Source organism: Aeromonas sp. FDAARGOS 1406, assembly GCF_019048565.1.
GTDB classification, from domain to species: domain Bacteria; phylum Pseudomonadota; class Gammaproteobacteria; order Enterobacterales; family Aeromonadaceae; genus Aeromonas; species Aeromonas caviae.
This window is the reverse complement of the sequence record NZ_CP077378.1, coordinates 3,504,056-3,521,358: the sequence shown is the minus strand read 5'-3', so window position 1 is coordinate 3,521,358 and position 17,303 is coordinate 3,504,056. Positions and strand designations below refer to the sequence as shown.

Genomic DNA, 17,303 nt, shown 5'->3' with positions numbered 1-17,303 from the left:
CTACACCAGGCCGCGCACCAGAATGCCGCCAATGAGCAGGGGAGCCAGCCAGCGCCAGCAGCCCATCAGCAGGGCTCGCCAGTGGGGAGCCAGCCCTTCGGGCAGCGCCTGGCGACCGAGCCGCCAGCCCAGCAGCAGCGTCAGGGCCAGCCCGAACAGGGGCATCATCAGGTTGGAGGTGATGAAGTCCAGCAACTCGAAGATGTTCTTGCCAAACAGGGTCAGGGTGGCCCAGGGACCGAACGACAGGCTCACCGGGATGCCACCCGCCATCACCAGGGCAATGACCAGGTTGCACGCCGCGCGGCGGGACCAGCCCAGGCTCTCGCACAGGAAGCACTGCAAATGCTCCAGCAGGGAGATGGAGGAGGAGAGCGCCGCCACCACCAGCAGGGAGAAGAACACCACCGCCAGCCCCTGGCCGAAGGGCAGTTGCTGGAACACCGCCGGCATGGTCATGAAGGTGAGGCCCGGGCCCGAGGCCGGGTCAATACCGGTCGCCGCCAGTACCGGGAAGATCATCAGGCCCGCCAGCACGGCGATGACGCTCGCCAGCAGCACTACCCAGAGGCTGGAGCGACCGACCCCTTCGCTGGAAGGCAGGTAGGCGCCATAGGTGGTGTGGATGCCAAGGCCGATGGAGAGGGAGAAAAAGGCCAGCCCCATGGCGTCCAGCACACCCGACATGCCGAGCTTGCTGAAATCGGGCATCAGGAAGTGGCGCACCCCGCCCATGGCGCCCGGCAGGGTGAGGCCGAAGGCCACCAGCAGCAAGATCATGATGAAGAGGGCCGGCATCATCCAGCGCAGGGTGCGCTCCACCCCTTGTTGCACGCCGCCCCGCACGAACCACCAGGTCAAGCCGGCAAACAGCAGGTGGGTCAGCACCGGCCAGAGCGGATCACCGACGTAGTCGTTGAAACGGGCGGTCAGTGCCGCGCCGTCCCCCTGTTGCAGCTCCCCCGCCAGGGCCATGCCCGTGTACCCCAGGGTCCAGCCGCCCACCACGCTGTAGAAACAGAAGATGAGCAGGCTGCACAGCAAGCCCATGGCACCGACCCAGCGCCAGCGCCTGCCCATCAGTTCACCAAAGGCGCCCACCACCCCGCGCCGGGTCAGGCTGCCGATCAAGGTCTCCCCCATCAGCACCGCCACCCCCAGGGTGAAGCTGAACAACAGAAAGACCAGCAGGAAGGCGCCGCCACCGTTGGCGGCGGTGACATAAGGGAACTTCCAGATGGCGCCGAGACCGACCGCGGAACCTGCGGCGGCCAGGATGTAACCGAGCCGGGATGACCATTGGGGCTGCTTCATAAGAACTCCACGGGAAGGGCCTGCCAGCGAGGCACGAAATGGCGCTCAGAGTACGCCCGCGGGCGCGCAATCACTCGGCGTATATCCGATATAAAACTCAGTTTTTAGCATCATTAACCAATAAAGTTCGGATAATCCACCAATCGCGCCACAAAATAAAAACCGGAGCGGGGATGCTCCGGTTTGTTGTCTGCCCGGGTCTGGCGGGATTAGATGACCCCCAGCTCCCGCAACCGCTCCATCAGATAGCTGTGGGCGGTGTGACGCTCCGAGAGCACCACATCCGGACGGGGGTGCAAGAAGAGCGGCAAGGAGATGCGGGACTTGGCGGCACTGCCCCCGGTCGGGTTGATGACCCTGTGGGTGGTGGAGGGGTAGTAGCCGCGGGAGGCCTCCTGCAGCATGTCACCGATGTTGATGATGAGGGTGCCGAAATCGCAGGGCACGTCCATCCACTCCCCGTCTGAACCTTTCACCTGCAGGCCCGGCTCGTTGGAGGCGGGCAGAATGGTCAGCAGGTTGATGTCTTCATGGGCGGCGGCACGGATGGCGCCCGGCTCCTCGGTGCCGTCGAAGGGCGGGTAGTGCAGCACCCGCAGCAGGGTCTTGTGGCTCTCTTCGATCATGGAGGAGAGCGGGCAGCTGTAGTGGGCGGCGATGTCACCCGGGGTGTGCTGCTCCACCCAGCCCAGCAGCTCGGCGGCCAGATCGTTGGCGAGGCGGTAGTACTCCATCGCCTGCTCTTTCAGCTCTGCCGGCATCTGGCCCCAGGGATAGATGTGGAAGTACTCCTTGATGTCCTTCTGGCTGTGGCCCTTGGCCACCTCGGACACCGAGGGCGGGAAGTAGCCGTCCTGGGTCTCGCGATTGAACAGGAAATCCTGCTTCTGTTCGCTCATGAAGAAGCGATACCAGTTGTCATAGATGGACTGCACCAGCTCCTTCGGGATGGGGTGGTGAGTCAGCACTCCGAAGCCGGTGGTGCGCAGGGATTCGGTGAAGCGCTCGGCCGCATCGGGGGAGCGATAATCGACGGTCAGGACTTTCATTGTTTTTATGTTACATGCCAGTTAAAAGTAGGCGCAGTTTACCCTGCCTCCCCCGGCAAGAAAAGGCTGCCGGAAGCCCGTCTACAACGGCTTGAAAATACTGATAAAAACATCATGATACGGCCCCCTCGCCCGGTGCTTGTCCCGGACGGGCCTCCTCTTCTAGAATGCCCCACCCCCTTTGCTGTCGGAGCCCCCTCATGTCCCCCAAGATCCTGTTGTTGACCCTTCCCTTCCTGCTCGCCGGGTGCAGTTCCCTCTCGGAGGAGGAGTGCCGTGCCATGAGCTGGTACAACCAGGGCTATCAGGACGGGGAGCAGGGCAAGACCCGAAGCGCCACCCGCGACTATCAGAAGACCTGCGGGGAGTACGGCCTCAGGGTGGATGAGGCGGAGTGGCAGCGCGGCTACGCCAAGGGGCTGGAGCTCTATTGCATCCCCGAGCTTGCCTACAGCAAGGGACGGGAAGGGAGCGAATACCTGGGGGTCTGCCCCAACGACACCAGCTTCCTCACCCAGTTCGAGCGCGGCCGCAAGGAGTACCTGCTGGAGCAGCGCCTCGGCGAATTGCAGCAGGAGCTGGAGCGCACCGAGCGGAGCATCCACCAGCTGGATCAGCAGATCCGGGGCGAGAGCGACAGCCGCCAGCGCGACTACTACCGTGCCCAGCGCGAGCGCGCCATCCGTCACTACGAAGGGGTGTACCGGGACTACAACCGGCTGCGCTTCCCGGATCGGGTGATCCAGTTCTCCTTCGGGAGCTGACAAAAAGGGGCCGACATGGCCCCTTTCTGTTTATGCCGCAGACTGTTTTTCCCCTCAGGCGGGCAGGACCCAGCGCTGCAACGCCAGGGCGATGCCATCCTCGTTGTGATCCGCGGTGACCCGGTCTGCATGGGCCTGGATCTGGGGCGCCGCATTGCCCATGGCCACCGCCAGCCCCACCTGCTCGAACATGCTGATGTCGTTGTTGTTGTCGCCAAAGGCCACCAGGTTCTCCATGGCGATCCCCTCGCTCGCCGCCCACTGGGCCAGCCGGTTGCCCTTGCTGCAACCTGGCTGCACCAGCTCCACCGCATAGGGGGCCGCCCAGTCACGGGTGAAGGGCAGTCTCTCCACCACCTCCCCGACGAAACGGTGCAACCGGCCGGGATCCTGGTTGAACAACTCCAGCTTCCAGATGGGGGACTGCAACCAGGACTCGATATCCTCGGCGGGCAGCAGGGAGACCTTGAGGTGATCCGGCTGGGTTGCCGACCAGCGCCGCATCCGGCCCACGTGCTCCTCGCAGCCCAGGTAGCCGATGCCGTCCCCCAGGTGGAACAGCGCCCCCATCTGCTGGGCCTGCACCTCCTCCAGCAGGGTGGTGAGAGGCGCCACGGCCAGGGGATCCCCGGCGAGGATCCTCTCCTGCACCGGATCATAGAGGTAGGCACCGTTGCTGCAGATGATGGGGGTGTCAAGGGCCAGCTCGTGGTGGAAGGGACGGGCCGTCATGAAGTGGCGACCCGTCACCAGCAGCACCTTGATGTCGTGGGCCCGGGCCTGGGCCAGGGCAGCCCGGGTAGCGGACGAGATCTTGTGATCCCGGTTCAGCAGGGTACCGTCCATGTCCAATGCAATGGCCTGATAACGACTCATATCACCTCCAAGAATGTCGAGACGGGTGCGGCGCCATCCCCTCCCGTTTCCAGTGCCATGACGACACATCTCACCGCCGGGAATGCGGACTGGGCATCGCAAGGCCCATGATGGGAGACGCGCTCGCCGGGGGGCGGGAACAGCGGAGCAAAGAGCCATACCGTCCCAGACTCGGCGCCGCGATGCAAGTCCGGCCCGCCATCCCGTCGCCGAACTGTGATCCCCGCGCCCTTCGTCAGCCCGCCTCGGCGCACCCGGCCACGGCGTTTCGCCTGTCCGCCCGTCTGCGCAATCCGTAGAAACCGAGGGCACAGATCACGCCGCAGAGGCCGGCCAGGTAGAAGGGCCACTCGGTCCCCGCCAGCAGCACCAGGCTGCCCAGCACCACCGCCAGGATCTCGCTGCCCACCGCCAGACCGCGGTAGAGCCCCATCGCCTGCCCCTGCTGGCTGGCATGGCTGCGGTTGGAGACCGCCACCGAGGTGGCCAGCTCCCCCAGACTCATGCCGATGCCGGCCGGGATGAAGGTGAGCGCGAGCCCCCACCACTGGGTCGGCAGGATGAACATCAGCATGCCCGCCGCCATCACCAGGTGGCCGACGATGCCAAGGGAGCTGCCGCGCCAGTGCCGTGCCAGCTGCTCCCGATCCAGGAGCCCAGCATCATGGGCACGCTCACCAGCACGGCGGCCTGGGCCAGTTGCACCGGATCCCATGCCAGCCGCTCCACCAGCCAGACATTGAAGTAGGTGAAGTAGAGCTGCACCGCCCCGTAGCTTGCCAGGGTCAGGGAAAAGTAGGGCAGGAGACGAGGTTGCAGCAGCAGTTGGCGGGTCGAGAGGGGAGCCTCATCCCGGGTCGCCGGCACCGGGGGACGATTGGGCAGCAGCCAGAGCACCAGCAGCAGGTTGATCACCGTCATCCCCACCGCCAGCCAGGCCGCCAGGCTGTAATCCCCCGAGACCACGGCCGCATAGCCTCCGATCATGGGACCCACCACCCAACCCAGGTTCATGCCGATGTTGATGCGTGCGAAGTTGCGTGCCTTGGTCCTGGCCGTGCTCATGTCCGCCGCCATCGCCTGCACGATGGCGATGTCGCCGTTGAAGAAGCCCTCCACCACCCGGCTCAGCAGCAAGAGCGGCAGGGAACGCCAGGCGATGCCGAGGGCCATCAGCACATACCCCGCCAGCACCCCCACCAGACAGAGGGTCAGCACCGGCTTGCGCCCATGACGATCGGAGAGACGGCCAAGCAAGGGGGCCCCCAACAGTTGAAACAACGGATAGAGCCCCATGATGACGCCAAGCCACACCTTGCGGCTCCAGTCCGACGCCTGTGGCGTCAGCATGCCCTGGGCCGGATCCAGCAGCAGCGGCGCCAGGACGGGGGAAGGCAGGCTGAACCCCGCCACCGCCAGCGTCACCGTCATCACCAATACCCAGAGGGTCGCCTGTCCCTTGATCCCTTCCATCTTCGCCTCATTAAATAAAGTTATCGGTTTATTTATATTGTGAGGGGTCGTCCATTAAGTAAAGCAGATTGTTGATTTAAATCTCCCTGCTAACCATAATGACCTCATCCAGGCGGTCACCGCACCGATACCCACCACCGGAGCCCCCATGAACGCCAGTACCGACAAGATCCTCTATCTGCTGAAAACCCGCGGCCCCCAGAGCGCCGCCGAACTCGGCGACCAGTTGCAGATGACGTCCATGGGGGCGCGCCAGCACCTGATGGCCCTGGAGTCCGAGGGCTGGGTGGGGTTTAGCGACGAGGCCCGCGGCCGCGGTCGCCCGGTGCGCCTGTGGCACCTCACCGACCAGGCCTGGCAACGCTTCCCCGACACCCATGGCGATCTGACCCTGCAGCTGATCGACGACATCCGGCAGGTGTTTGGCGACGCGGGCATGGAGCAGCTCATCACGCGGCGGGAGCAGCAGATGCAGGCACGCTATGAATCCAGGCTAACCCAGCCGGCGCTGGCAGACAGGCTGATGACGCTCAAGGCGCTGCGCACCCAGGAGGGGTATATGGCGGACATGTCGCAGGAGGAGGACGGCAGCTGGCTGTGGTGGGAGAGTCACTGCCCCATCTGCAGTGCGGCCAGAGCCTGTCGGGGCTTTTGCCGCAGCGAGCTGGCGCTGTTTCGCCGGTTGCTGGCGCCGGCCGAGGTGGAGCGGGAGCAGTATCTGCTGGAGGGGGACAACCGCTGCCTCTATCGCATCCGGCCGCCCCGCCCCTGAGCGGGCGGAACGCAAAAACAACAAAGCAGGCGCCGGGATGCCTGCTTTGTTGCCTTCGGGGAGGGGGTGCTCTCGTTCCAGCCCGTTGTTTCCCGATAAGGTCGAACGGCTGATGGGGCTCTTGACCCGGTAAGGTCCTTCACCACAGGTACCTGGTCGGGCGCCTGTCTTGCCACCGGAAGATGTAACCATGGTACTCCCCGCGATGCGGTGAGTGGTTGTGAAGTAGCAGGTATTTTCAGTTGTTTTTGCAATAGTTCACCCTTAATCTAGGAAAAGTGGATTAGTAATTGCGAAGAGGTACGGAGAATGCTGAAACTTGATCGTATAGACAGGCATATTCTGGAGCTGATGCAGGAAAATGGCCGCATCAGCAACCTGGAGCTGGCCGAGCTGGTCGGGCTCTCTCCCTCCCCCTGCTCGCGCCGGGTCAAGGCGCTGGAGGATGCCGGTCTCATCGATACCCATGTCACCCTGCTCAATGCCCGCCAGCTGGGGCTGACCCTCACCGCCTACATTCACATCTCCATGGACAGGCACACTCCGGAACGGTTCGAGAACTTCGATCGCGCCGTCAAGGATCTGCCCGAGGTGCTGGAGTGCGACCTCATCACCGGCAACGATGCGGATTACCAGCTCAAGGTGGTGGTGCGGGACATGGAGCACTACCAGCACTTCCTGCTGGACAAGCTGACCCACATCTCCGGCGTGACCGGGGTGCGTTCGAGCTTCGTGCTGCGCCGCATCAAACACAAGACCGCCCTGCCCCTCAACCACCTGGGCTGACAACCCACCCCGCATCCGGGGAGCACCAAAAGTAAGAGGAGGCCCGGGCCTCCTCTTCTTGTCTCTGCTATCAAGGGCATTCGCGGTCAACACCGCCCCGCGGGCGCCATCGCGCCGCCAGGTGGTGGACGCCTCGTCATGCCTCGACCTGGCTGACGTCCTGCACCTGCAGCAACCAGCCGCTCTGCTCCTGCAGGGGTTCGCCGCGCAGCCGCAGCCGCTCACCGGTCGACACCCACTGCCCTTTGGGCAGAGAGATTTCCAGGCTCTCGCTGCCGTTGTCGAACACCCAGCGATCGGCGCCCAACGACTCCATCAAGTACCCTTCCATCTCCACTCTGGACTCGGCCTGCCAGGAGGGGGAGGCGGTATCACGGCTCTCGATGAAATCCCCCTGCACACCAAAGCTGGCAAGCCCCCACAGAATGGAGAGCACGACGATGGATGATTGCATCTCTCTCTCCTGTTGGTTTGCTACCTTGAGGGCCAGTATGGGAAGAGAAAAATGAGTGCACCATGAACAAGGTGCCAAAGTGCTGGCAAGATCGCGAAAAAAACCGGCCCCATGGCCGGTCATGTCATTTTATGTCGTACAGGTCACACTACTTGGCCGCTTTTTCTGCCATCCGTGCAGCCCTTGGTTTATTTGTCCACATGGCCACCCCGCGGTGATCCGCACAGATCCCCTCGTCGGTGACCGCCCGCACCCGGACCCCGTCCTTGCAGATGGCCTGCCAGGCATCGGCATCGTCGATCTGCAACTCGGAACGGGGATAGGAGGTATCGGCGCAGGCGCACAGCAGGATGGCAAACAGAGGGAGCAGGGATTGCATGGGTTTCATCGGGTCACTCCTGACGGGGAAAGGGATCAGCGCCCCAGCTGCGCCGCCACGCGATCGCAAAGCTGCTTGAGCTGGGCCAACTCAGCATCGGCCAGATCCACCTGGTTGCGCAAGCTGTCCGCCAGACAGCACTCCCTGACCTCCTGCTGCAACTGGCGTCCCGCCTCGGTCAGGCTGATGCACTTTTGCCGCTCATCCTCGTGGGAGACGGTGCGGGTCAGCCACCCCTTGCTCTCCAGCCGCTTGACGATGGGGGTCAGGGTGCCCGCATCCAGTCCGGTCTCCTGCCCTATCTCCTTGAGGCTGACCTCGTCCCGGGCCCAGAGCGAGAGCATCACCAGGTACTGGGTATAGGTGAGATCCAGCTTGTCCAGCAGCGGCCGATAGGCACGCATCACCGCATTGGAGGCGCTGTAGAGGGCAAAACAGACCTGCTTTTTCAATTCGCTCATGGAGGACCTCGCTGACGACAAGGGGGCAGTATACCCCATCAACTTCGGGGCTGAATAGTTTGCACACAAAACAGTTGCCAGCCTCCGCGCTCAGGGCTACCCTAATTTTAGTTTGCACACAAACAAAAATACCAGGCCGCCGCCCGACGCGCGGCCCCACTGCCGGAGAATGCCCATGAATGCCATCAGCCATCAAATCCAACTGCTGCGTCGCCCCACCGGTCTCCCCACCCTGGAGGACTTCGCCCTCCGGGACGTGCCCCTGCCCGCCCTGCAGGAGGGAGAGGTACAGGTCGCCAACCAGTGGCTGTCGGTGGACCCCTACATGCGCGGCCGCATGAGCGAGGCCAAGAGCTACGTTCCTCCCTTCCCCCTCAACGGTCCCCTCGACGGCGGCGCCATCGGCACGGTACAGGCATCGCGCCACCCCGATTTCAAGGTGGGGGACAAGGTGAGCAGCATGCTGGGCTGGCGGGATGCCTTCGTGGCAAACGCCGCCCAGCTCACCCGCCTGCCCGACACCACCCTGCCGCCCCAGCGCTTCCTCGGCGCCCTCGGCATGCCGGGCATGACCGCCTGGGCGGGCCTGCACAAGGTGGCACACCTGAAGGCCGGTGAAACCCTGCTGGTCTCGGCGGCCTCCGGAGCGGTCGGCACCATGGCGGTCCAGCTCGCCAAGCAGGCGGGGGCCAGGGTCATCGGCTCCACCGGCTCGGCCGACAAGGTCGCCTACCTCAAGACCCTGGGTGCCGATGCGGTGATCAACTACCGGGAGACCCCTGATCTCGACGCCGAGCTGGCCCGCCTCGCCCCAGAAGGCATCCACGTCCACTTCGAGAACGTGGGGGGCGCCATGCTGGATGCCGCCCTCAACCACCTGGTGGTGCACGGGCGCATCGTGCTGTGCGGCCTCATCGAGCAGTACAACAGCAACGGCCAGGCCAGCGGCCCGCGCAACCTCTCCCAGGTGATCCGCAAGCGCATCCTGATGCAGGGGCTGCTGGTCTCCGATCACTGGCAGCACTACGGGGCGTTCCTGGCCGAGGCCATGCCGGCCTTCGAGGCGGGCACCCTCCAGGCCGAGGAGACCGTCAGCGAGGGGCTGGCCAGCATGCCGCAAGCCTTTATCGGACTGTTCCAGGGCCGCAATACCGGCAAGATGCTGGTCAGACTGCCCTGATCCGGGGGCATTTTCCATCTGTTTAACAGATAGAATGTCGCCAGACCCATCCATTTAAGCGATGGAGAATCGGCATCCGATCGCCCTTGAACAGGCGGCTTGCACAACGGGCCCATCACCCCTAAGGTGGGCCCGTTTTCCCTGGCGCACCCCGCCGTCTCAGCAAGGAGCCTCCCCTATGTCTACCCCCTATCCCCGCGTCGGTGTCGGCGTCATTCTCACCAATGGCCAGGGCCAGGTACTGCTTGGCAAGCGCAAGGGCAGCCATGCCCCCTACTGGTCCATCGCTGGCGGTCATCTGGAATTGGGGAAGACCTTCGAGTCGGCAGCCATCCGGGAGGTGGCGGAGGAGACCGGCTTCGTCATCCGCCAGCCTCGCGTCATCGCCGTCACCAACAACCTGGAGACCTGGCGCGAGAGCGGCCTGCACTACATCTCGGTCACCCTGCTGGCAGAGGTGGACGGGGAGCCGCAACTGCTGGAGCCGGAAAAATGCGAGGGCTGGATCTGGTGCGACCCGCACACTCTGCCCGAACCTCACTTCGATGCCAGTCGCCAGTCCATCGCCTGCTGGCTGGCGGGACAATGCTACCAGCCCCAGGCACAACCTGCCCCCTGACCCTCACCGGCAGGCTGCCGCGCGTCACCCCGGTACCTCTCGTCAGCTGGCGGAGGCGACCCGTCACCCCGCCAGCCCCTGTTGATGGCAGGCTGCGCAGGAGGGCGTACCGTCACCAAACTGTCACTTTTTTGTCATATTATCCGGGCCAGGATGATGACGAGGAGGGGAAGATGGGACAGGTATTCATGCAGTTCTTGTGGCTGGGATGCATCAGTTTTGGCGGGCCGGCCGCCCATATCGGCTATTTTCAGCGCACCTTTGTCCAGCGGCTGGGCTGGCTGAACCAGGCCGAGTTCGCCCAGTTGCTGGCCCTGTGCCAACTGCTGCCGGGTCCGGCCTCCAGCCAGCTCGGCTTTGCCATCGGTCGCCACCGCGCCGGCATCGGCGGCGCCCTGGCCGCCTTCGTCGGCTTTACCCTCCCCTCCTTCCTGCTGTTGCTGGCGGCCGCCGTCGGTCTGGGTCAGCTTGCGGGCAACCTCTGGCTGGACGCCGCCCTGCACGGCCTCAAGCTGCTGGCGCTCGTCGTGGTGGCGGATGCCGTGCTCACCATGAGCCGCCAGTTCTGCAAGACGGCGCTGCAACAGGGGGTCATGGTGGCCACCGCCGCCGCCCTCTGGTGCGCCCCCGGTCTTCTGACCCAGGTCGCCATGCTGCTCGGCGCGGCCCTGCTCTGTGCCCTGCGCGACCCCCGCCCGGGGAGTCAGCCCCCCGCGTCCACTCCGGCTCGCCAGCCTCACTGGCCGACCCTGCTGCTGTTCGCCCTGCTGTTCGTCGGCCTGCCACTGGTGGCGAGCGGCCCCGTCAGCCAGTTGCTGGCCGAGTTTTACCGGGCAGGCAGCCTGGTGTTTGGCGGTGGTCACGTGGTGCTGCCCCTGTTGCAGGAGAGCCTGGGTCACCACCTGAGCGAGCAGCAGTTCCTGACCGGCTACGGCCTGGCCCAACTGGTACCCGGCCCCATGTTCACCCTGGCCACCTACCTGGGCGCCGTGCTGCTGCCCGCCACTCCCCTCATCGGGGCGCTGCTGGCGACCCTGGCGCTCTTCCTGCCGGGTTTCTTGCTGCTCTGGGCGCTGGGCCCCTGCTGGCAGCACTGGCTGGCCCGCCCCCGTCTGGCGGGGGCCGTGGCCGGTATCAACGCCGCCGTGGTGGGGCTGCTGCTGGCTGCCCTCTATCAGCCGGTGTGGCAGAGCGCCGTGCTCTCCCCCACCGATCTGGCGCTGGCCGCCGTCGGCTTCTACCTGCTGCGGGTGCCACGGCTCCCCGTTCTGCCCCTCGCAGCCATGCTGACGGCGGCTGCCCTGCTGCTGGCCTGACGAACCCGCGACAAGTCAGGCAGCGCCCGCCGGGCTGGCGGTCATGGCTCTTATCCCCGAGGGGAGGCAAAGAGAGCAAGATCCGTCAGGACAGCTCGGGCCCGTTGGCCGATAGTGGGCAGCACAGAGGAGAGACCATGGATCACAACCAGACAGAGGCCTACCGCCGACGCTTTCAAACGGTGACAGAGCACATCGAACGCCATCTCGACGACGACCTGTCGCTGGAGCGGCTCAGCGCCGTGGCGCACTTTTCGCCCTTTCACTTTCATCGGCAATTTGCCGCTTACTGCGGCGTGCCGCTGGGGCGTTACATCCAGCTGCTGCGGCTGAAGCAGGCCTCTTACCGGTTGGCATTCGCGCCTCTGGACAAGGTGACTGATATCGCCCTCGATGCCAGCTTCCAGCATGGCGAATCTTTCAGTCGCGCCTTCAAGCAGACGTTCGGCCTGACGCCCAGCCAGTTCAGGCAGCACCCGGACTGGGCCAACTGGCATCGCTGCCTGCCACGGCCCCCCACAAAGAGGATTGACCCCATGCGAGTCGACATCATCCAGTTCCCGCAGACCGCCGTCGCCGCCCTGACCCATCAGGGCCTGCCCGAGCGCATCAACGACACCGCGGCGCGCTTCATCCAGTGGCGCAAGGCCACGGGCGGCTCCCCGGTCGCCACCAGCCGGACCTATGGCCTGGCGCCGGACGACCCCGCCACGACGGAGGGTGCGGCGTTTCGCTTTACCCTCTGTGGCAGCGTCGAGTCCCCCGTCGCCGAGGACAATGAGTGGGGCGTGAAGAATGCCCTCATCCCCCGTGGTACGCCACCACAGCTCCCACGACCTCCTGGCCGACTGTGCCCGGGCGCTCTACCGCGACTGGCTGCCCGCCAGCGGCGAAGAGCTGCGGGATTTTCCGCTCTTCTTCCACTACCACAACTTTGTACACGAGGTGCCCACCCATGAGCTGGTCACCGACATCTACCTGCCGCTGGCATAGCCCGGCACCTGACAGGGGGAGATAAAAAAGCGGCGCCTCCGAAGGGAGGCCCGCTGGTCGTGTCGGGGATCAGGCGTCGGGCTCGAAATCCAGGCTCAGGCTGTTGACGCAGTAGCGCTGGCCGGTCTCGGTCGGCCCGTCGGGGAAGACGTGGCCGAGGTGGGAGCCGCACTGGCTGCAGGTGATCTCCACCCGCTTCATGCCGTGGCTGTTGTCCTCGGTGTAGGTCACCGTCCCCTCGATGGCCCGGTCGAACGAGGGCCAGCCGCAGCCCGCGTCGAACTTGGCTCCTGAGTGGAACAGCACCTGCTTGCAGCAGACGCAGTGGTAATCGCCGCTCTTGCGGTTGTGCAGCAGGGCACCGCTGTAGGGACGCTCGGTCCCTTTCTCCCAGCAGACGTGGAACTGCTCTGCACTCAGCTTGTCGCGCCACTGTTCAGGGTTGTTACTGCTCATTCCGGCTCCTCACCACTGATAACGGTGCCCAGCATACCCAGTCAGGGCGCCTGGCTCTACCCCGCCAGCGGGAACTGTGATCCCGTTGGCAACACGGCGACAACATCCGCTGCCACCACCCCTTCACTCGCCAGCACCGCCGCCGGCAGGGCGACCCGCTCCAGCAGCTTGAGGGAGTGGGCACGCCCCACCGCCACCTGCCGCTTGATGTCGTCCGGCAGGAAGGGCAGGCCGTCGTTGGTGGCGGTGTCGATGGTCTGGATCCACTCCATGCCCTCCCCCGGCGGCGGCAGGCGGAACTGGATGTCATAGTCGCTGGCGTTGAACAGCACGTACCAGCGCTCCCCGGTGCAGCCGATCATGCCGATGTCCATGGCAAACGCCTGCCCCATGGGGGCGTGCCAGTCCTGATCGGTGAGCTGATGGCCGTCCGGGTGATACCAGTTCACCTGGTGACAGCTGGTCGCCTTGCCGTTCCAGCCGTCGTCGCTCAGTTGCAGGTTGGAGAAGACCCCGGACTCCGCCCGCAGCGCCATCATCTGGCGGGTGAAAGCGAGCAGCCGCTCGTCCTCCGGACGCAGTTGCCAGTTCACCCAGCTTATCTGGTTGTCCTGACAGTAGGCGTTGTTGTTGCCGAGCTGGCTGCGGCCCATCTCGTCCCCGGCCAGGAAGTGGGGCGTCCCCTGTGACAGCAGCAGGGTGGCGATGAGGTTGCGCTTCTGCTGCTGGCGCAGGTTGTTGATGCGCGGGTCCAGGGTCGGCCCCTCCACCCCGTGGTTGCTGGAGAGGTTGTTGCCGTGGCCGTCCCGGTTGTCCTCGCCGTTGGCCTGGTTGTGGCGCTGGTTGTAGGAGACCAGATCCTCGAGGGTGAAGCCGTCGTGATAGCAGAGGTAGTTGACGCTGGTGTGGGGGGAGCGCCAGTTCTTCGGGAAGAGATCCCGCGAGCCCACCAGACGGGTGGCAAAATCCCCCATCTTGCCCGCATCCCCGCGCCAGAAGGCGCGCACCGTGTCGCGGTAACGATCGTTGATCTCCAGCCACTGGCTCGGAAACTGGCCGAGACGATAGCCGAAGGGGCCGATGTCCCAGGGTTCGGCAATGAGCCTGACCCGCGCCAGCACGGGATCCGCCATCATGGCCTTGAAGAAGGCGCTCATGGGATCGAACTCCCCTGCTTCCCGCGCCAGGGTGACCGCCAGATCGAAGCGGAAACCGTCCACCTGCATCTCGGTGACCCAGTAGCGCAGGGCATCGAGCACCAGCCGCAGGGTGTTGGGGTGATCCAGATTGACACTGTTGCCGCAGCCGGTGACGTTGGCGTGGCGATGGTAATCCGGACCATGGGCACCCGACTCGAAGGCGTAGTAGCCCGCGTTGTCAAACCCCTTGAGGGAGAGCATGGGGCCGTCGAAGCCCGACTCCGCGGTGTGGTTGTAGACCACATCCAGGATCACCTCGAGCCCGGCCCGGTGCAGCTCGCGCACCATGGTCTTGAACTCGGTCACCGCATCCTTCGCCCCGTAGCGCGGTTCGGGCGCGAAGAAGGCGATGGGGTTGTAGCCCCAGTAGTTGGTCAGCCCCAGCTGCTCGAGCCTGGGCTCGGACATGAAGGCCGCCACCGGCATCAGCTGGACCGAGGTCACCCCCAGGCCCTGCAGATGCTCGATCATAAGCGGGTGGCTGATGCCCAGATAGGTGCCCTGCAACGCCTTGGGGATGCCGGGGTGCTGGCGGGTGAACCCCTTGACGTGGGTCTCGTAGAGCACGACCCGCTCCGGCGGGATGCCGGGCTTGCCGACCCCCTGCCAGTCGAAGGCATCGTCCACCACCACCGACTTGCCCACCATGGCCGCGCTGTCCCCCTCGTAGAGGGCATCGTCCCAGTAGGTAGGACGGCTGAGCGCCCGGGCATAGGGGTCTATAAGCAGCTTGTCCGGGTCGAACAGCAACCCCTCCTGGGGAGAGCCATGCACTCGGTAGCCATAGCGCTGACCGGCCTTGACACCGCGCACGTGGCCGAACCAGTACTGGCCGCGCCGACCGGGCAAGGGGAGACGCGCCAGCTCCTGCTCCTCTTCGTCGAACAGGCAGAGCTCCACCTTGTCCGATTGGGGAGCCCAGACACAGAAGTGGCAGCCCGTCTCGTCCAGACGGGCGCCAAGCGGGTGATCTACCCCGTTTTCCATTTCAAACATCAGGACTCCTGTTTGATGAACAAGGTCGCGAGCGGCGGCAAGTCCAGCACCAGGCTGTGTGCCATCCCCTGCCAGGGGGTCGCCTCGGCGACGAAGACCAGACCCACATCATAGTTGCTGCCCCAGTAATGCTCGCTGTCGGTGTTGAGCACCACCCGATAGCGACCGGCAGCCGGCACCCCGAGACGGTAACCGATGCGCGGCACCGGGGTGAAGTTGCAGGCCACCACCAGCGGATGGGCCCCCAGCTTGTCGGCCCGCAGCCAGGCGAAGATGCTGTTGTCGGCATCGTTGTGATCCAGCCAGCGGAAACCGGCCTGTTCATAATCCGCCTGATACAAGGCAGGTTCATGACGATAGAGGTGGTTGAGATCCCGGATCAGCCGCTGCTGGCCGCCGTGCCTGGGGTACTGCAACAGGTGCCAGGGCAGCTGGGCATCATGATTCCACTCGTTGCTCTGGGCGATCTCGGTGCCCATGAAGTTGAGCTTCTTGCCGGGGTGGGCATACATGAAGCCCATGTAGGCGCGCAGGTTGGCGGCCTGCTGCCACTCGTCCCCCGGCATCTTGTAGAGCAGGGAGTGCTTGCCGTGGACCACCTCGTCGTGGGAGAGGGACAGAATGAAGTTCTCGTCATAGTGGTACACCATGGAGAAGGTCATGTCGTTGTGGTGGTAGCGACGGTGAATGGGCTCTTTTTGCATGTAGCTGAGGGTGTCGTGCATCCAGCCCATATTCCACTTGAAGCCAAACCCCAGGCCACCGAGGAAGGTGGGACGGGAGACCCCGGCAAAGGCGGTGGACTCCTCGGCGATGGTCATGGCGTGGGGGTACTTGCCGTACACCTCCTCGTTGGTCCACTTCAAGAGGCTGATCGCCTCGTAGTTGTGGTTGCCGCCATCGACGTTGGGCACCCACTCACCGGCGTTGCGGGAGTAATCCAGATAGAGCATGGAGGCGACCGCATCCACCCGCAGGCCGTCTATGTGGAACTTGTCGAGCCAGAACAGGGCGCTGGCCACCAGGAACTGGCGCACGGTGTCGCGACCGAAGTCATAGATGTAGGAGTTCCAGTCCGGGTGCCAGCCACGGCGCGGATCTTCGTACTCGTAGAGCGGCGTGCCGTCGAAGCGGGCCAGGCCGTGGGCATCGGACGGGAAGTGGGCGGGCACCCAATCCAGAATCACGCCGATCCCCGCCTGGTGGCACTGATCCACGAAGTATTTGAAATCGTCGGCCGTGCCGTAGCGGCTGGTGGGGGAGAACATGCCCACCGGCTGGTAGCCCCAGGAGCCGCTGAAGGGATGCTCGGAGACTGGCAGCAGCTCGATGTGGGTGTACTCCATCTCCTTGATGTAATCCACCAGTTCCACCGCCAGCTCACGCCAGCTAAGGCTGTCGCCGTTGGAGTGGCGCTTCCAGGAGCCCACGTGCAGCTCGTAGATGGAGAGGGGCTGTTCGCGCTTGTCATTGAGCTGGCTCTCGCGCCAGGCGGCGTCCTGCCACTGGTACTGGCCGTGGTCATAGACCACGGAGGCGAACGAGGGGTACTGCTCGCAGTAGAAGCCCACCGGGTCGCTCTTGTGGGGCAGGCGATTGCCCGCCGGGTCCTTGAGTTCGAACTTGTAGCGATCCCCGGCCTTGAGCCCCGGCACGAACAGCACCCAGTGGCCGCACTGGCTGCGCTGCATGGGGTGACGGCGGCCATCCCAGAAGTTGAAATCCCCGATGAGGCTCACCGCCGTGGCGCTCGGCGCGTAGACGGCAAAGCGTACCCCTTCTACCTGCTGGCCGAGGTGCGTCACGGTGCGCAACTGGGCGCCGAGGGTGTGGTAGAGGTTTTCCGGTTGCCAGGTGAGTTCCGCCAGCCCTTCCCAGGCGGCAGCCTGGAACTGATAGGGGTCGATGATGTCGGCACTGGCGTCGGCGTAGGTCGCGATCAGCTGGTAGGGGAAGGGATTCTTGCGGCGGGTGAAAACAGTTTCAAAGAGGCCCGCTTCGTCAGCGGCGGTCAGGGTGGCAACTATCTTGCCTGACTTGAGATCCCTGACCCGGACCTCGAGTGCATCGGGCAACCAGGCGGTGAGTTTCAGGCCTGGCCCATCCGGATTGGCCAGCAGGCCTAGATGGGAGAAGGGATCGGCACAGCGGGCGGCAACCAAACGTTCAACGGGCATCGACATTTCCTTTGATGGCTGAACATCCGCTTCGGCCGA

Annotated in this window: 15 protein-coding genes and 2 pseudogenes; 7 read left to right on the top strand and 10 right to left on the bottom strand. The window is 64.6% G+C overall.

Annotated elements, in window-relative coordinates:
* Positions 1-1,314 (bottom strand): sodium-dependent transporter, encoded by a 1,314-nt coding sequence (locus I6L36_RS16750; RefSeq protein WP_109112598.1) that lies wholly within the window; start codon positions 1,312-1,314, stop codon positions 1-3.
* A 209-nt stretch (positions 1,315-1,523) separates the two neighbouring features.
* Complete coding sequence (locus I6L36_RS16745) at positions 1,524-2,363, bottom strand: isopenicillin N synthase family oxygenase (RefSeq protein WP_010672899.1); 840 nt, start codon at positions 2,361-2,363, stop codon at positions 1,524-1,526.
* Between the two features lie 200 nt (positions 2,364-2,563).
* Between I6L36_RS16745 and I6L36_RS16740 the strand changes: the two genes are divergently transcribed.
* On the top strand, positions 2,564-3,127 hold the full coding sequence (locus tag I6L36_RS16740; RefSeq protein WP_042015786.1) for a DUF2799 domain-containing protein: 564 nt from the start codon (positions 2,564-2,566) through the stop codon (positions 3,125-3,127).
* 54 nt (positions 3,128-3,181) lie between these two features.
* Here the strand turns inward: I6L36_RS16740 and I6L36_RS16735 are convergent, their stop codons facing one another.
* Complete coding sequence (locus I6L36_RS16735) at positions 3,182-4,003, bottom strand: Cof-type HAD-IIB family hydrolase (RefSeq protein WP_109112599.1); 822 nt, start codon at positions 4,001-4,003, stop codon at positions 3,182-3,184.
* Between the two features lie 235 nt (positions 4,004-4,238).
* Positions 4,239-5,476: pseudogene (locus tag I6L36_RS16730) on the bottom strand (MFS transporter).
* A gap of 148 nt (positions 5,477-5,624) precedes the next feature.
* Between I6L36_RS16730 and I6L36_RS16725 the strand changes: the two are divergent.
* Both I6L36_RS16725 and I6L36_RS16720 read left to right on the top strand, forming a co-directional pair.
* Positions 5,625-6,248: a metalloregulator ArsR/SmtB family transcription factor gene (locus I6L36_RS16725; RefSeq protein WP_052816511.1), complete on the top strand. Its 624-nt coding sequence runs from the start codon at positions 5,625-5,627 to the stop codon at positions 6,246-6,248.
* 309 nt (positions 6,249-6,557) lie between these two features.
* On the top strand, positions 6,558-7,034 hold the full coding sequence (locus I6L36_RS16720) for an Lrp/AsnC family transcriptional regulator (RefSeq protein ID WP_010672894.1): 477 nt from the start codon (positions 6,558-6,560) through the stop codon (positions 7,032-7,034).
* 136 nt (positions 7,035-7,170) lie between these two features.
* Here I6L36_RS16720 and I6L36_RS16715 read toward each other — a convergent pair whose 3' ends face one another.
* The 3 genes from I6L36_RS16715 to I6L36_RS16705 all read right to left on the bottom strand — a co-directional run bounded on the left by I6L36_RS16715 (position 7,171) and on the right by I6L36_RS16705 (position 8,328).
* Positions 7,171-7,488: a hypothetical protein gene (locus I6L36_RS16715; protein WP_109112600.1), complete on the bottom strand. Its 318-nt coding sequence runs from the start codon at positions 7,486-7,488 to the stop codon at positions 7,171-7,173.
* Between the two features lie 148 nt (positions 7,489-7,636).
* Positions 7,637-7,867, bottom strand: coding sequence for a hypothetical protein (locus I6L36_RS16710; protein ID WP_052816514.1), 231 nt, complete (start codon positions 7,865-7,867; stop codon positions 7,637-7,639).
* Positions 7,868-7,902: 35 nt separating this feature from the next.
* Positions 7,903-8,328 carry a MarR family winged helix-turn-helix transcriptional regulator gene (locus I6L36_RS16705; RefSeq protein ID WP_029313694.1) on the bottom strand — a complete coding sequence of 142 codons (426 nt, stop codon included), beginning with the start codon at positions 8,326-8,328 and terminating at the stop codon, positions 7,903-7,905.
* A 175-nt stretch (positions 8,329-8,503) separates the two neighbouring features.
* Here I6L36_RS16705 and I6L36_RS16700 point away from each other — a divergent pair, with 175 nt between their 5' ends.
* From I6L36_RS16700 to I6L36_RS16685, 4 genes and pseudogenes are all read left to right on the top strand, one after another.
* Positions 8,504-9,508: an NADP-dependent oxidoreductase gene (locus tag I6L36_RS16700; RefSeq protein WP_109112601.1), complete on the top strand. Its 1,005-nt coding sequence runs from the start codon at positions 8,504-8,506 to the stop codon at positions 9,506-9,508.
* Between the two features lie 178 nt (positions 9,509-9,686).
* Positions 9,687-10,127 (top strand): NUDIX hydrolase, encoded by a 441-nt coding sequence (locus I6L36_RS16695; RefSeq protein WP_216986744.1) that lies wholly within the window; start codon positions 9,687-9,689, stop codon positions 10,125-10,127.
* Positions 10,128-10,300: 173 nt separating this feature from the next.
* Complete coding sequence (gene chrA / locus I6L36_RS16690) at positions 10,301-11,443, top strand: chromate efflux transporter (RefSeq protein ID WP_109112621.1); 1,143 nt, start codon at positions 10,301-10,303, stop codon at positions 11,441-11,443.
* A 137-nt stretch (positions 11,444-11,580) separates the two neighbouring features.
* Positions 11,581-12,436: pseudogene (locus I6L36_RS16685) on the top strand (GyrI-like domain-containing protein).
* Between the two features lie 69 nt (positions 12,437-12,505).
* Here the strand turns inward: I6L36_RS16685 and msrB are convergent.
* Genes msrB through glgB form a run of 3 tightly spaced genes read right to left on the bottom strand, consistent with a single transcriptional unit; the run spans position 12,506 to position 17,264 of the window.
* Positions 12,506-12,892, bottom strand: a complete 387-nt coding sequence (gene msrB / locus I6L36_RS16680) for a peptide-methionine (R)-S-oxide reductase MsrB (RefSeq protein ID WP_010672886.1) — start codon at positions 12,890-12,892, stop codon at positions 12,506-12,508.
* 56 nt (positions 12,893-12,948) lie between these two features.
* The gene (gene glgX / locus I6L36_RS16675; RefSeq protein ID WP_109112617.1) at positions 12,949-15,087 is read right to left on the bottom strand and encodes a glycogen debranching protein GlgX; all 2,139 of its coding nucleotides are present in this window, start codon (positions 15,085-15,087) and stop codon (positions 12,949-12,951) included.
* The gene (gene glgB / locus I6L36_RS16670; protein WP_109112618.1) at positions 15,087-17,264 is read right to left on the bottom strand and encodes a 1,4-alpha-glucan branching protein GlgB; all 2,178 of its coding nucleotides are present in this window, start codon (positions 17,262-17,264) and stop codon (positions 15,087-15,089) included. Before glgB ends, glgX begins: the two co-directional genes overlap by 1 nt.
* Between the last annotated feature and the right edge of the window lie 39 nt (positions 17,265-17,303).